A 13,759-nucleotide genomic window follows, 5' to 3' on the forward strand; every position below is an offset into this window, starting at 1 on the left:
AATGCGAAACGGGGGCCCCTCGGCTATGAGGGACCCCCGTGCGCGTCGCGCCGACTCAGCCCATGCTGGCCAGGAAGTCGCTGTAGAACAGGCCGAGCGCGATGGCCACGGCGATGCCCGCGATGATCCAGAACCGCACCACGATGTTGACCTCGCTCCAGCCGGCGAGCTCGAAGTGGTGCTGCAGGGGGGACATCCGGAACACCCGCTTGCCGGTCGTCCGGAAGGAGATGATCTGGATCACCACCGACATCGTGATGATCACGAAGAGCCCGCCGATGATCGGCAGCAGCAGGATCGTCCGGGTGGACATCGCCATGCCGGCGATCAGGCCGCCCAGGCCGAGCGCCCCGGTGTCACCCATGAAGATCCGGGCAGGCGAGGTGTTCCACCACAGGAAGCCCACGCAGGCCCCGGCGGCCGCCCCGGCGATCAGCGCGATCTCCAACGGGTCCCGGACGGCGTAGCAGTAGTTGTCCGGGTTGGCGGTGTAGTTCGGGTCGGCGCACCAGTGGCGGTACTGCCAGAACGCGATCAGCGCGTACGCGGCGAGGACCATCACCGAGGCGCCGGTGGCGAGGCCGTCCAGGCCGTCGGTGAGATTCACGCCGTTGGTCGCGGCCATCACCACGAAGATGATCACGATCACCGAGGCGATCTTGCCGATCTCCAGCGCCGGGATGTCCCGGATGAAGCTCAGCGTCGTGCTGCCCACCGTCTCGGTGTTGGTCGTCGCGCCGCTGGCGTCGGTCATGCTGCTCGGGAAGTACAGCGCCACCACGCCGAAGACCGCGCCGACCAGGATCTGGCCGGCGAGCTTGCCGCGCTTGTTGAGCCCGCCGCTGTGCCGCTTGCGGACCTTGAGGAAGTCGTCGATGAAACCGACCGCGCCGGAGAACACCATCAGCCCCAGCAGCACCAGCGCGGTGATGGTCGGCTCCACCTGGGCGATCTGCGCGTCCGGCAGGGTGGTCAACGCCAGGTGGCCGGCGACGTACGCGATCACCGTGGCCAGGATGAAGACCACGCCGCCCATCGTCGGCGTGCCCTTCTTGCCCTCATTGCTGGCGAGCCCGAGGTTTGAGCGGATCGGCTGGCCGGCCTTGAGCCGGGCGAACACCTTGATCGCGATCGGGGTGGCCAGCAGCGAGACCAGGAACGCCACGCCGATGGCGACGATGACCGCCCTCACTCCGTCACCCCTTCACCGGCGGCGTCCGCGCGCAGCGCGTCGGCCACCTCCCAGGTGCGGTACCGGGAGCCCTTCACCAGGACGACGTCGCCCTGTCGTAGCTCGCTGCGCAGCACCTCGACGGCCGCCGCCTGATCGGTGAGCAGCACCGACTCTCCTCCCCAGTCACTAACCGCTGTCGCGCCCTCGTGGATCGGCGCGGCCGGCTCACCCACCACGAGCAGCCGGTCGACACCGAGTTCGGCCGCGAGCCGGCCGACCTCCCGGTGTCCCTCGCGTTCGTACTCGCCCAGCTCGGCCATGTAGCCCAGCACGGCGAACGTCCGCCCGCCCCGGCCCATGCCGGCCAGCGCGCGCAGCGCCACCGCCATCGACGCCGGGTTGGCGTTGTACGAGTCGTCGATGACGGTCACCCCGTCGGGCCGCTCGAAGACGTCCATCCGACGGGTGGAGACCAACCCCAGCTCGCCCAGGGCCGTGGCGACCTCGGCCGGTGCCATCCCCAGTTCCCGGGCCACCGCCGCGGCGGCGAGCGAGTTGGAGACCTGGTGCCGGCCGGTCAGGCCCAGCCGCACCGGCGCGCTCCCCTCCGGGGTGACCAGGGTGTACGACGGCCGGCCCCGGTCGTCGAGGGTCACGTCGACCGCCCGGACGTCGGCGTGCGCCGCCTCGCCGTACCGGACCACCCGGGCGGCGGTACGCGCGGCCATCGCGTCGACCAGCGGGTCGTCGGCGTTCAGCACGGCCAGCCCGTCGGCCGGCAGCGACTCGACCAGCTCCCCCTTGGCCAGGGCGATGTTCTCCACCGAGCCGAACTCGCCGAGGTGCGCCACCCCGACGTTGAGCACCACGGAGATCCGCGGCGGCACCACCTCGCACAGGTAGCGCACATGCCCGATCCCCCGGGCGCCCTTCTCCAGCACCAGGAAACGGGTCTCCGGCGTGGCCTGCAACGCCGTGTACGGATGCCCCAGCTCGTTGTTGAACGACCCGGGCGGCGCCACCGTCGGACCGAGCCGGACGGTGAGCTGGGCGATCAGGTCCTTGGTGCTGGTCTTGCCCGACGAGCCGGTCAACCCGATCACGGTCAGCTCCGGCAGCCGGTCCACCACCGCGCGGGCCAGCCGGCCCATCGCGTCCAGCGCGTCGTCCACCAGCACCATCGGCACCCCGGGCACCTCGCGGGTGCCGAGCACCGCCACCGCGCCGGCGGCCACCGCGGCGGCGGCGTAGTCGTGCCCGTCGACCCTCTCCCCGGCAAACGCGACGAACAGCGCCCCGGCGGCGACCTTGCGGGAGTCGAACTCCACCGGACCGGTGACCCGGGCGTCCGGATCGGCGGCGGCCAGCCGCCCGTCGACGGCCGAGGCGACCTCGGCCAGGCTCAGCGGGATCACCGGCGACCCGCCAGGTCACCGAAGCGGGCGCCCAGCGCCGCCGCCAGCTCCACCCGGTCGTCGAACGGGTGCACCTCGCCGCCGACCTCCTGGCCGCGCTCGTGCCCCTTGCCGAGCAGCGCCACCGTGTCGCCGGGCTCGGCCAGGCGGACCGCCTCGCCGATGGCCGCCCGCCGCCCCGGCACCTCGATGATCCGGGCGGCCGTGCCCGCCGCGTACGCCCCGGCCAGCACCTCGGCCCGGATCGCGGCCGGGTCCTCGGTGCGCGGGTTGTCGTCGGTCACCAGCACCACGTCCGCTCCCTCCGCCGCGGCGGCGCCCATCACCGGCCGCTTGCCCCGGTCCCGGTCGCCACCCGCGCCGATCACGCAGATCAGCCGGCCGCCGCTCATCTCGCGCAGCGCGGCCAGCGCGGCCACCACGGCGTCGGTCTTGTGCGCGTAGTCGACCACGCCGCGCACCGGCGCGTCGCCGCTGACCAGCTCCAGCCGCCCCGGCACGCCGCCGCAGGCGGCCACCCCGGCCGCGGCCGTCGCCGGGTCCACCCCGGCGGCCACCAGCGCGGCGACGGCGAGCAGCGCGTTGGCCACGTTGTGCCGGCCGGGGAGCGCCACCCGGGCGGGCAGAACCAGGCCGTCCGGGCCGTGCAGGGTGAAACGCTGGGCGTACCCCTGGCCCTCGACGCCGTCGGCCCACCAGGTCGCGGCCCGGTCGCCGGCCGCCGAGTAGCTGACCGTGGCCGGCCGGAACAGCGGTCGCAGCGCCGGATCGTCGTGGTTGAGCACCTCGGCCGCGCAGCGGCCATCGAAGAGCCGGGCCTTGGCGGCGAAGTAGTCCGCCGAGTCGGCGTGGAAGTCCAGGTGGTCGGAGCCGAAGTTGGTGTACCCGCCCACGCCGAACCGGACCCCGCCGACCCGCCCCATCGCCAGGGCGTGGCTGGAGACCTCCATGACCAGCGCGGTCACCCCGCGCTCGCGCGCGGCGGCGAGCATGGCGTGCAGGTCGGTCGCCTCGGGGGTGGTCCGCACGCTGTCCACCACCAGGTCGCCCAGGCGGGTCTCCACGGTGCCGATCAGGCCGGTGACGTGCCCGGCGGCGCGCAGGCCGGACTCCACCAGGTAGGCGGTGGAGGTCTTGCCGGCGGTGCCGGTGATCCCGATGACGGTCAACTGCTCGGTCGGGTCGCCGTAGACGGCGGAGGCGAGGTCGCCCAGGACCGCGCGGGGATCGTCGACCACCAGGGCGGGCAGCCCGGCCGCGGCCACCGCGGCGACGCCGGCCGGGTCGGTCAACGCGACCACCGCGCCGGCTTCGGCCGCGCCGGCGGCGAACTCGGCGCCGTGCCGGCGGGCCCCGGGCAGCGCGGCGTACAGGTCGCCGGGGCGGACCTCCTGGCTGGCGTGCGTCGCCCCGGTCACCGCCACGTCGGCGGCACCCTCCGGCGACGCCACGGCGAGCCGGGCGGCGAGGTCGCCGAGCCGGACTCCGGGCACGGTACGAGGACGTGGATTGCCGGGCACGGCGTCAGACCCTACCCGGTCGTCCGGTTCCGGCCGTACAGCCGCCCCGGTGGTTCGTCCGCACCAACCGATGATGTCCCGCCGTGGCTGCTCAGCGCGGAAAGACCTCGAACTTGGGGGCCTTGCCGCCGGACGGCGGGACCCGGTAGTGGCGCAACGTGAAGCCCATCATCTCGCGGAAAGCCGGCGCGGCGACCGTGCCGCCCTCGCCGCCCGGGCTCCAGACGAAGACCGCCACCACGTAGCGGGGCTTCTCCGCCGGGGCCATGCCGATGAACGAGGCGACCTCGCCGGGCTGCTTCACGCCGTCCACCAGCCGCCACCCGGTGCCGGTCTTGCCGGCGACCCGGTAACCGGGGACCCGCGCGGCCACCCCGGTCGCGTCGTCGACAGTGGTGACCGCCTCGAGGATGGTGCGCAGCGCGGCGGCGTTGGCCGGGCTGAGAACCGGGCGGGTCACCGGCGGTTCGGCGGGCGTACGCCTGCCGCCCTGCCCGTCGACGACCTCCTTGATCAGGTGCGGCTGCACGTAGGTGCCGTCGTTGGCGATGGTGGCGTACACGGCGGCCATCTGCAGCGGCGTGGCGTCGACGCTGTGCCCGATCGGCACCGACCCGTACGACGACCCGCTCCACTCCTCGGCCGGCAACAGCCGCCCGGAGGCCTCCCCCGGCATCCCCACGCCGGTGGGCTGCCCCAGCCCGAACCGCTTCTGGTAGTCGATCAGCCGGTCCCGGCCGAGCTTGTCGGCGATCTCGATCGTGCCGACGTTCGAGGAGTACGCCATCATCCCCGGCAGGCTCATCCGCCGCCCGTTGGCCCGATGTGTGTCGGAGAAGACCGTGTCGCCCTGGGTGATGCTGTTCGCGACCGGCATGGTGGTGTCCGGGGTGATCACCCCCTCCTGGAGCGCCGCGCCGAAGGTGATCGCCTTGTGCACCGAGCCGGGGTCGACCACGAAGCTGGTCGGGGCGTCCTCCCGGTCGGTCGGTTGGCTCTGCTCCGGCTTCGCGGCGTTGTAGGTGGGGTGGCTCGCCTGCGCCAGCACCTCACCGGTCCTGCTGTCCATGACCACGGCCGCGCCCACGCTGCCCCGGGTCTGCGCCATCTGCCGACCGAGCACCTGCTGCACCTGGTACTGCAGGTCCCGGTCGATGGTGAGCACCAGTGAGCTGCCCGGCTTCGCCGGGGTGGTCATGCTGTAGCCGCCGGGGATGGGGGCGTTCAGGTCGCCCAGGCCGGCCTCGTACACCCGCTTGCCGTCGACGCCCTCGAGCAGGTCGTCGTAGCGCGCCTCCAGGCCCTCCAGGCCGACCATGTCCTGACTGGTGAAGCCGACCAGGTTGGCGGCGAGGTCGCCGCCGGGCACCTCGCGCCGCTCGTCACGGTGCACCCCGATGCCGGCCAGCTCCAACGCCTCGATCTGCTTGGCCCGGGGGATGTCGACCCCCCGGGCGAGGTACTGGAACTGCGAGTCGCCGCGCCGCTTCATCTTCTCGGCCAGTTCGGAGACGGGCACCCCGAGCAGCGGGGAGAGCAGCCGGGCGGTGGCCATCCGGTCCTTGACCCGGGTCGGGTCGGCGAAGACGTACCGGGCCTCGACGCTGCGGGCCAACGGCGCGCCCGTGCGGTCCAGGATCGCGCCGCGCGGGGCGGGCAGGTCGACCCGGGTGAGCCGGTCGTCGACGCCGGCGCCCGCGTACGCCGGGGTGTTCACGGCCTGGAGGAAGACCAGCCGGATGCCGATGGTCGCGAAGATCGCCAGGACCAGCAGCGTACCCAGCCGCAGCCGGCGACGCGGCTCGGCCAGCTTCGGCGGTCGCGGGCGCTTGCGGGAGGGGCGGCGAGCGGCCGGGCGGTCCGGCCGGCGCGGGGCCCGGGCGGGACGCCGCCGCGGCGGCGGCAACTCCTCGTCGTCGTCCGGGCGGGGTCGCGCCGGGACGGTACGGATCACCCCGGCGCGGGTGGTCGGGGCGTTCTCCCGGCGGCCGGCGCGGGTGGTGGCGGCCCGGCCGCCGTCGAGCACCTGCAGGGCCGGGCGGAACGGGTCGCCGGAGCGGCTGGCGCGGGGGTTGCGCCGCTGCCCGGTGCGCTCCTCGCGCCCGGCCCGCTGCTCGCTGCTCTCCCGGATGGTGCGACCCCGTGGGGTGTACGCCCGCGCGTCGGAGATCCCACCGACCCCCGGCTCACCGGTACGCGGATCGCCACCCCGCCCGGCCGCACCCCGCGACGAGCCGCGCCGGGAGCCCGTGGTGGCGTCCCGGCGCGGTTCATCCGATCTCGGTGGCACTGGTCTATCCCCCGTTGCCCTGCTGGCTGGTGATCGCCGGCTGGCCGTTGGCGGGCTGCGGCACGCCGATCATGCGCCCGTCCGGCAGCCGGATGTACGCCGGCTCACCGGCCTCGACCAGGCCCAGCTTGCGCGCCTCGGCGGCCAGGTTGCCCGGTGCCTTGGCCTCCTCGATCTGCTTCTCCAGCTGCTGCTGGTCCACGTCGAGGCGGGCCTGCTGCTGCTGGAGCTGCTGAAGCTTGAACGCGTTCTCGTTGATCTTCGTGTTGACGGCCAGGATGCCGAGCACACCGCCGACGACCAGCACCACGATCAGCGCCGCGAACGGCGCCCGCGGCACCCGCACGGGCGGCGGCGGAGCCACCCGCAGCCGGGGCGTGCCGGCGGCGGAGGCGTCGGTCTTCGTGGTCGGCTTCTCGGCCGGCCGCAGCGCGGCGCTGCCCTGGGTCGGGAACTCGCGCGCCCCCCGGGCGCGAGCCTCCCCCTGTCGGCCGGCGAGGTCCGCCGGCACACCGGTACGGGTGGGGCGCTGCGCCACGGTCCGGCCCCCCGACCGTGGCGCGCGCTGCCCGACGGCCTCCCGGCCGCCGCGCTTGTCGACGTTCATGTTCCCTCCCCCTCTTCGTCCGTCCCTCTGCCGTCCCCCGGCGTCGCACCGGGTTCCACTGTGGAACCCGGTGTCGACCCCGTCCCCGGTTGGTGCATCGCCTTGACCCGGCGGCGGTACCGTTCGCGGTCGGTCCGCCCCTGCTGCCCGGCGGTCGGGTCGAGTCGCTCCGCGGCCCGCAGGCGCACCGAGGCGGCGCGCGGGTTCACGGCGACCTCCGCCTCCCCGGGAAGCTCGGCGCCCCGGCTGAGCAGCCGGAACGTCGGGCCCGACCCGGGAAGTTCCACCGGGAGGTCGACCGGGCCCTTGCTGCGGACCCGGTCGGCGAGCGCCTGCTTGGTGAGCCTGTCCTCCAGCGAGTGGTAGGACAGGACCACCATGCGACCGCCCACGTTGAGCTTGTCGAGAGCGGCCGGCAGCGCCGTTTCCAGCGCTGCCAGCTCTCTGTTTACCTCGATCCGTAAAGCCTGAAACGTTCTCTTGGCCGGGTGTCCCCCGGTTCGTCGCGCTGGCGCCGGGATGCTCTCCCTGACCAGTTCGGCCAGCCGGGCCGACGAGGTGATCGGGGCCCGCTCCCGCTCGCGGATGATCGCCGAGGCGATCTTCCCGGCGAACTTCTCCTCGCCGTAGACCCGCAGCACCCGGGCCAGATCCGGGTGCGAGTAGGTGTTGACCACCTCCTCGGCGGTCACCCCCCGGGTCTGGTCCATCCGCATGTCCAGCGGCGCGTCCTGGGCGTAGGCGAACCCGCGGTCGGGCGCGTCCAGCTGCAACGAGGAAACCCCCAGGTCGAACAGCACCCCGTCGATGGCCGGATAGCCGAGCCGCTCCAGCACCTCGGGCAGTTCGTCGTAGACGGCGTGCTCCAGGTGGATCCGGTCGGCGAAGCGGGCCAGCCGGACCCGCGCGTGGGCGAGGGCCTCGGTGTCCCGGTCCAGGCCGATCAGCACGGTGTCCGGGTGCCGTTCCAGCACCGCCTCGGCGTGCCCAGCCAGGCCCAGGGTCGCGTCGACGTGGACCGTCCGGCCGCCCCGGTCCAGCGCGGGGGCCAGCAACTCGAGACACCGCTCGAGCAGCACCGGCACGTGCGTGCCGCGTAGCTCCCCCATGTCGACCCCCACTGGTTGGAAACGTTCCGTACCTGATCCGCGCTCTGCTCGTCGGACGACGCCGTGCCGTCGTACCGCCAGATCCCCATCCGCTCCCGTTCCACCCCGGGCCGCGGCCCCGGAGAGGAGATCGTGCGCCTGGCACCGGGGAAGGGGTGCCAGGAACTCGAAAGCGGCTGGAGATCTCGCAGTACGTCGGGCGTCGCCACGCCCTACAGACCGCCGGGCAGCACCCCCTCCTCGATGTCGGCGAAGTCGTCTTCGCTCTCAGCGAGGTAGTTCTCCCAGGCCGCCTTGTCCCAGATCTCCACCCGGGTACTCGCCCCGATCACCACCAGCTCCCGGTCGAGCGCGGCGTACGACCGGAGGTGGGCCGGGATGGTGACCCGCCCCTGCTTGTCGGGGACCTCGTCGTGCGCGCTGGCGAAGAAGACCCGGCTGTAGGCCCGGGCCGCCTTGTTCGTCATCGGCTGCGCGCGCAACTGGTCCGCGATCCGCTGGAACTCGGGCGTGGGGAAGACGTAGAGGCAGCGATCCTGCCCTTTCGTGATCACGACACCCCCCGCCAGTTCGTCCCGGAACTTTGCCGGAAGGATCAACCGGCCTTTGTCGTCCAGGCGTGGAGTGTGGGTGCCGAGAAACATCGGCCCTACCCCCTCGCCCTTTAGCGGCATTCGCGGCGCCGCTGACCCCCCGGGCCGGTGGGCCCTCCCGGCCTCACCATCGGGCCCCACTCTACTCCACTTCCCTCCACCTGCAACCAGAATCGCCCGCGTGGCGCGTCGTCAACGCGAGCAAAAGCGCACGTCAGAAGGGGTGGAGCGGAGTGGAGGGCCGGAGCGCCCCCGGCGGGGCGTCCACTACCCGACATTGATCCACTCCGTCCGGCGGAGCCCGGTACGACCGGACGCCCGGCCGACCCCGGCCGAACGGTTCGCCGTCGGCGGCGATCTGGGGGGCGTGCGGGTCCGGTAACCTCGCTGCCGTGACGGACGCGAAGATGCCCCTGCGGGCGAAGGTGGCCAGCTCCGTGTCGCGCACCGCCGCGGCGCTGTCGCGCGCCGCCGGCCGGGGCGACGGCTCGGTGATCGGCGGCTGGATCGGCCTGAAGATCGACCCGGACCTGCTGGCCCACCTCTCCGCCGGCCGTGCCATCGCGCTGATCTCCGGCACCAACGGCAAGACCACCACCACCCGGCTCGCCGCCGCCGCCGTCGGCGTGCTCGGCCGGGTCGCCACCAACTCCTTCGGCGCCAACATGCCGACCGGCCACACCTCCGCGCTGGCCAAGGCCGGCAGCACCCCGTACGCGGTGCTGGAGGTGGACGAGCACTACCTCGCGCAGGTGCTGGAGGCCACCGAGCCGCACGTGGTGGCGCTGCTCAACCTCTCCCGCGACCAGCTGGACCGGGCCAAGGAGGTGGCCATGATGGCGCAGCTCTGGCGCGCGGCGCTGGTCCGGCACGCCGACGTCCGGGTGGTCGCCAACGCCGACGACCCGATGGTGGTCTGGGCCGCCACCCCGCCGGCCGACCCGGCGCGCGGGGTCGACACCCCGCACGTCACCTGGTTCAGCGCCGGCCAGCGCTGGCACGACGACTCCTGGGTCTGCCCGGAGTGCGGCTCCACCATCCGGCGCTCAGCAGAGCACTGGTGGTGCACCGGCTGCCCGCTGCGCCGCCCCGAGCCGCACTGGACGGTGGAGGACGACGGCGTCCTCGACCCCACCGGCGCCTGGCACAAGGTGCGCCTCCAGCTCCCCGGCAAGGTGAACATCGGCAACGCGGCCACCGCGCTGGCCGTCGCCGCCGAGTTCGGCGTACGTCCCGTCGACGCGGTCTCCCGGCTCGGGGCGGTCACCTCGGTCGCCGGCCGGTACGCCCAGGTCGACCGGGACGGGCGCAACATCCGGCTGCTGCTGGCGAAGAATCCGGCCAGCTGGCTGGAGGCGTTCGACATGGCCGACGAGGCCCCGACGCTGCTCTCCATCAACGCCCGCGACCCCGACGGCCTGGACACCTCCTGGCTCTTCGACGTCGACTTCGCCCCGCTGCGCGGCCGGCAGGTGCTGATCACCGGCGACCGGGCCTACGACCTGGCGGTCCGGCTGGAGATCAACGACGTGCCGTTCCAGCACATCCGGACGTTCGACGAGGCGGTCCGGGCGGTCCCGCCGGGCCGGCTGGAGGTCATCGCCAATTACACCGCCTTCCAGGACATCCGAGCGGAGTTGGACCGTGTCAACTGAGAGCCTGCGCATCGTCTGGATCTATCCCGACCTGCTCTCCACCTACGGCGACCGGGGCAACATGCTGATCCTGGCCCGCCGGGCGCAGCGCCGCGGGATGCCGGTCGAGGTGCTGGAGGTCCGCTCCAACCAGCGGCTGCCCGCCACCGCCGACATCTACCTCATCGGCGGCGGTGAGGACGGCCCGCAGGCGCTCGGCGCGCAGCGGCTGCTCGCCGACGGTGGCCTGCACCGGGCGGTGGCCCAGGGGTCGGTCGTCTTCGGCGTCTGCGCCGGCTACCAGCTCCTCGGCACCTCCTTCTTCGCCAAGGGCACCAGGTGCGCCGGCCTGGAGCTGCTGGACTTCTCCTCCGACCGGGGCCCCACCCGGGCCGTCGGCGAGCTGGCCGGCGACGTCGACCCGCGGCTCGGCATCCCGGCGCTGTCCGGGTTCGAGAACCACGGCGGGCGTACCCATCTCGGCCCGGGCGTCTCGCCGCTGGCCCGGGTCACCGCCGGCGTGGGCAACGACGGCGCCACCGAGGGCGCGTGGCGGGGCAAGCTGCTCGGCACGTACTCGCACGGACCGGCGCTGGCCCGCAACCCGGCCCTGGCCGACCTGCTGCTGCGGTGGGCGACCGGCGCGCACCAGCTCCCGCCGCTGGACGACACCTGGTCCGACCGGCTCCGCTCCGAGCGCCGCGCCGCAGTGGCCGCCGCCCGGGCATGAACCCCGCCGTCCGGCGGCTGCTCGGGCAGCCACCGGCACGTCGGTTCGCCCTGCTGCTGCTCCTGCTCGCCGGGTTCGGGGTGCTGCTGCTGGTGGTACCCCGCCCGGACCCGCACGCGCTGCCGCACCTCGCCGACACCCTCGGCGGGTACGCCCCGGCGGTGGCGGTGGTGACCGGGGCGCTGCTGCTGGTCGCGCTGGTCCCCCGGACCTTCGTCACACTTGCCTCGGGCGCGATCTTCGGTCCCCTGGAAGGGGCCGCGTACGCCCTCGGCGCGGCGTTGCTCGCGGCGGCGCTGGGCTTCGCCGTCGGCCGGGTGCTGGGCCGGGAGTTCGTCGCGGAACGGGTCCGCGGCCGGCTGGCCCGCCTCGACGGCTGGTTCGCCCGACAGAGCGTGCTCGGGGTGATCACCGTACGGCTGCTGCCGATCTCCGGGTACGGCCTGACCAGCTACGGCTACGGCACCACCGGCGCCCGGGTGCTGCCGTTCCTCGTCGGCAGCGTGATCGCCTCCGCGCCCACCGCGTTCGGCTACGCCGCCGTCGGCGCGGCGGTCACTTCCCCGGGCGACGTCAACTGGTTCGCCGCCGCCCCGGCCGGCCTCGGCCTGATCGCCAGCGCGGTGCTGGTCCACCGCTGGTGGCGGGCCGAGCGGCAGCGCCGGCTCGACATCACCGACCCGCACCTCTGACCGACGACCGGTCCGCCCCGTCGCCACCCGAGCCCGTCCCGGGGGCAGGTCCGGCCGGCGGTGACCCGGCCGACGCGGCTCCGCCGGGTCGACCGCGCTCAGCGGGACGGGCTGACCAGGCCGGCCTCGTACGCGACGATCACCAGGTGCACCCGGTCCCGGGCGGCCAACTTGGTGAACAGGCGGGCCACGTGCGCCTTGGCGGTGGCCGGGCTGATCACCAGTTCAGCGGCGATCTCCGCGTTGGACAGTCCCCGGCCGACCAGGGTCAGCACCTCCCGTTCCCGCTCGGTGACCCCGGGCAGCCCGCGCGGCCGAGGCACCGGCTCGGGGCGGCGGGCGAATTCGGCGATCAGGCGTCGGGTCACCCCGGGTGCGATCAGCGCGTCCCCGGCCGCCACGACCCGGATCGCGCCGAGGATCTCCTCCAGGGCCATGTCCTTGACCAGGAAGCCGCTCGCGCCCGCACGCAACGCCGCGTGCACGTGCTCGTCGTCGTCGAAGGTGGTGAGCACCAGCACCCGGGCCGGTCCGCCGGCCGCGGTGATCTCGCGGGTCGCCGCTATCCCGTCGGTGCCCGGCATCCGCAGGTCCATCAACACCACGTCGGGGGCGACCTCCCGGGTCAGCCGCACCGCCTCGGCCCCCGTGCCCGCCTCACCGACCACGTCGATGTCCGGGACGTCGGCGATGAGCACCCGCAGACCGGCGCGGACCAGGGGCTGGTCGTCGACGAGCAGCACGCGGATGTTCACGCCTGCGTCTCCGCCTCCGCCGGCAGCCGGACGGCGATCCGGAACCCGCCCTCCGGCCGTGGCCCGGCAGCGAACCAGCCGCCGAGCAGCGTCGTCCGTTCCCGCATGCCGACGATTCCGTGCCCCTCGCCGCCGAGCGGGGCGCCCCGGCCCGCGTCGACCACCTCGACGCAGACCCCGTCCGGCGGATACCTGACAGTGACCCGGCACTCCCCGACAGCCGCGTGCCGGACCACGTTGGTCAGCGCCTCCTGCACGATCCGGTACGCGGTGAGGTCGACCTCCACCGGCAGCGGCCGTGGCGTGCCGTCCCGGCGCACGTCCACCCGGACCCCCGCGTCGGCCGCCGCGGCGACCAGCCGGTCGAGATCGGCGAGCCCGGGCGTGGGCTCCAGTGACGCCGCCGCCTCCTCCGGGCGGCGCAGCGCGCCGAGGGTACGCCGCAGCCCGGTCAGCGTCTCCCGGCTGGTCCGCTCGATGGTGGCGAGGGCGGCCCGGGCCTCCCCGGGTTGGCTGTCGATGACCCGGGCGCCCACCCCGGCCTGGATGGCGATCACCCCGATGCTGTGCGCCACCACGTCGTGCAGCTCCCGTGCGATCCGCAGCCGCTCCGCGCTGATCGCCTCGACGGTGGCGTGCGCGCGCAGTTCCTCGGCGTGCCGGCGGCGGGCCCGCGCCGAGCTGCCGGCCACCCAGGCGACGGCCACCGCCAGCACCGAGATCGTGGCCCGGTCCACCGGGTCCCTGGCCAGGTTGACGAAGCTCGCGGCGACCTGCACCGCGAGCACCACGCCGGCGGTGGGGACCGACACCCGGCGCGGGGTGCGCGCCACGACCAGCCCCAACATCAGGTCGACGACGAGGAACTGGAGGTACCAGATGCCGGCCAGGTAGCCGTCCTCCCACGCGGTGGTCGTCGCGGTGACCACCGACGCGCCGAGGAGCATCAGGGCGAGGGCGAGCAGCGGACGACGCCGGAGCAGGCCGGCGGGCAGGAGGACCACCAGAGCGGGGGCGAGGTAGCGGATCGGGATGCCGGGGACGGTGCCGTCGGGGCTCGGGAGCGCCAGCGCCGGCCCGCCGCCGGCCGTCGCCGCGAGCAGCACCACGATCGGGAGCAGGGCGACGCCGGCCCAGGGCAGGACGGTCCGCACCCATCGGGCGACGGGATGCGGACGGGGAACGACGGCCTGCATGGGCACACCGTAGCCAGCGGGCGGCAGGCCGTCATCGGCCGGCG

At 74.2% G+C, this 13,759-nt stretch carries 12 protein-coding genes; 3 read left to right on the top strand and 9 right to left on the bottom strand.

Features of this window, described 5'->3' with window-relative positions:
- Window positions 1-55 precede the first annotated feature (55 nt).
- From mraY to mraZ, 7 genes are all read right to left on the bottom strand, one after another.
- A complete protein-coding gene (mraY, locus tag GA0070560_RS03435; protein WP_091291243.1) occupies window positions 56-1,192 on the bottom strand; it encodes a phospho-N-acetylmuramoyl-pentapeptide-transferase in 1,137 nt (378 codons plus the stop codon).
- Window positions 1,189-2,589: a UDP-N-acetylmuramoyl-tripeptide--D-alanyl-D-alanine ligase gene (locus tag GA0070560_RS03440; protein WP_091291246.1), complete on the bottom strand. Its 1,401-nt coding sequence runs from the start codon at window positions 2,587-2,589 to the stop codon at window positions 1,189-1,191. The genes mraY and GA0070560_RS03440 overlap by 4 nt, the downstream gene beginning before the upstream one ends.
- On the bottom strand, window positions 2,586-4,109 hold the full coding sequence (locus GA0070560_RS03445; protein ID WP_091291248.1) for a UDP-N-acetylmuramoyl-L-alanyl-D-glutamate--2,6-diaminopimelate ligase: 1,524 nt from the start codon (window positions 4,107-4,109) through the stop codon (window positions 2,586-2,588). Before GA0070560_RS03445 ends, GA0070560_RS03440 begins: the two co-directional genes overlap by 4 nt.
- A 91-nt stretch (window positions 4,110-4,200) precedes the next feature.
- Window positions 4,201-6,399, bottom strand: coding sequence for a peptidoglycan D,D-transpeptidase FtsI family protein (locus GA0070560_RS03450; protein ID WP_091291250.1), 2,199 nt, complete (start codon window positions 6,397-6,399; stop codon window positions 4,201-4,203).
- 4 nt (window positions 6,400-6,403) lie between these two features.
- Window positions 6,404-7,006, bottom strand: coding sequence for a cell division protein FtsL (ftsL, locus tag GA0070560_RS03455; protein ID WP_091291252.1), 603 nt, complete (start codon window positions 7,004-7,006; stop codon window positions 6,404-6,406).
- Window positions 7,003-8,115 carry a 16S rRNA (cytosine(1402)-N(4))-methyltransferase RsmH gene (gene rsmH, locus GA0070560_RS03460; RefSeq protein WP_091291902.1) on the bottom strand — a complete coding sequence of 371 codons (1,113 nt, stop codon included), beginning with the start codon at window positions 8,113-8,115 and terminating at the stop codon, window positions 7,003-7,005. Before rsmH ends, ftsL begins: the two co-directional genes overlap by 4 nt.
- Window positions 8,116-8,327: 212 nt before the next feature.
- Entirely contained in the window at window positions 8,328-8,759 is a 432-nt protein-coding gene (mraZ, locus tag GA0070560_RS03465; RefSeq protein WP_088975250.1) for a division/cell wall cluster transcriptional repressor MraZ, read from the bottom strand.
- 356 nt (window positions 8,760-9,115) lie between these two features.
- Here mraZ and GA0070560_RS03470 point away from each other — a divergent pair, with 356 nt between their 5' ends.
- The 3 genes from GA0070560_RS03470 to GA0070560_RS03480 are packed head-to-tail and all read left to right on the top strand — an operon-like array spanning window position 9,116 to window position 11,764.
- Entirely contained in the window at window positions 9,116-10,363 is a 1,248-nt protein-coding gene (locus GA0070560_RS03470) for a MurT ligase domain-containing protein (protein ID WP_091291904.1), read from the top strand.
- Complete coding sequence (locus GA0070560_RS03475) at window positions 10,353-11,072, top strand: type 1 glutamine amidotransferase (RefSeq protein WP_091291254.1); 720 nt, start codon at window positions 10,353-10,355, stop codon at window positions 11,070-11,072. Before GA0070560_RS03470 ends, GA0070560_RS03475 begins: the two co-directional genes overlap by 11 nt.
- The gene (locus GA0070560_RS03480; RefSeq protein WP_091291256.1) at window positions 11,069-11,764 is read left to right on the top strand and encodes a TVP38/TMEM64 family protein; all 696 of its coding nucleotides are present in this window, start codon (window positions 11,069-11,071) and stop codon (window positions 11,762-11,764) included. Before GA0070560_RS03475 ends, GA0070560_RS03480 begins: the two co-directional genes overlap by 4 nt.
- A 98-nt stretch (window positions 11,765-11,862) precedes the next feature.
- Here GA0070560_RS03480 and GA0070560_RS03485 read toward each other — a convergent pair whose 3' ends face one another.
- Window positions 11,863-12,519, bottom strand: a complete 657-nt coding sequence (locus GA0070560_RS03485; RefSeq protein ID WP_091291259.1) for a response regulator — start codon at window positions 12,517-12,519, stop codon at window positions 11,863-11,865.
- Window positions 12,516-13,715, bottom strand: coding sequence for a sensor histidine kinase (locus GA0070560_RS03490; protein ID WP_091291262.1), 1,200 nt, complete (start codon window positions 13,713-13,715; stop codon window positions 12,516-12,518). Before GA0070560_RS03490 ends, GA0070560_RS03485 begins: the two co-directional genes overlap by 4 nt.
- Between the last annotated feature and the right edge of the window lie 44 nt (window positions 13,716-13,759).

Source organism: Micromonospora halophytica (assembly GCF_900090245.1).
In the GTDB taxonomy this organism is placed as follows: Bacteria; Actinomycetota; Actinomycetes; order Mycobacteriales; family Micromonosporaceae; genus Micromonospora; species Micromonospora halophytica.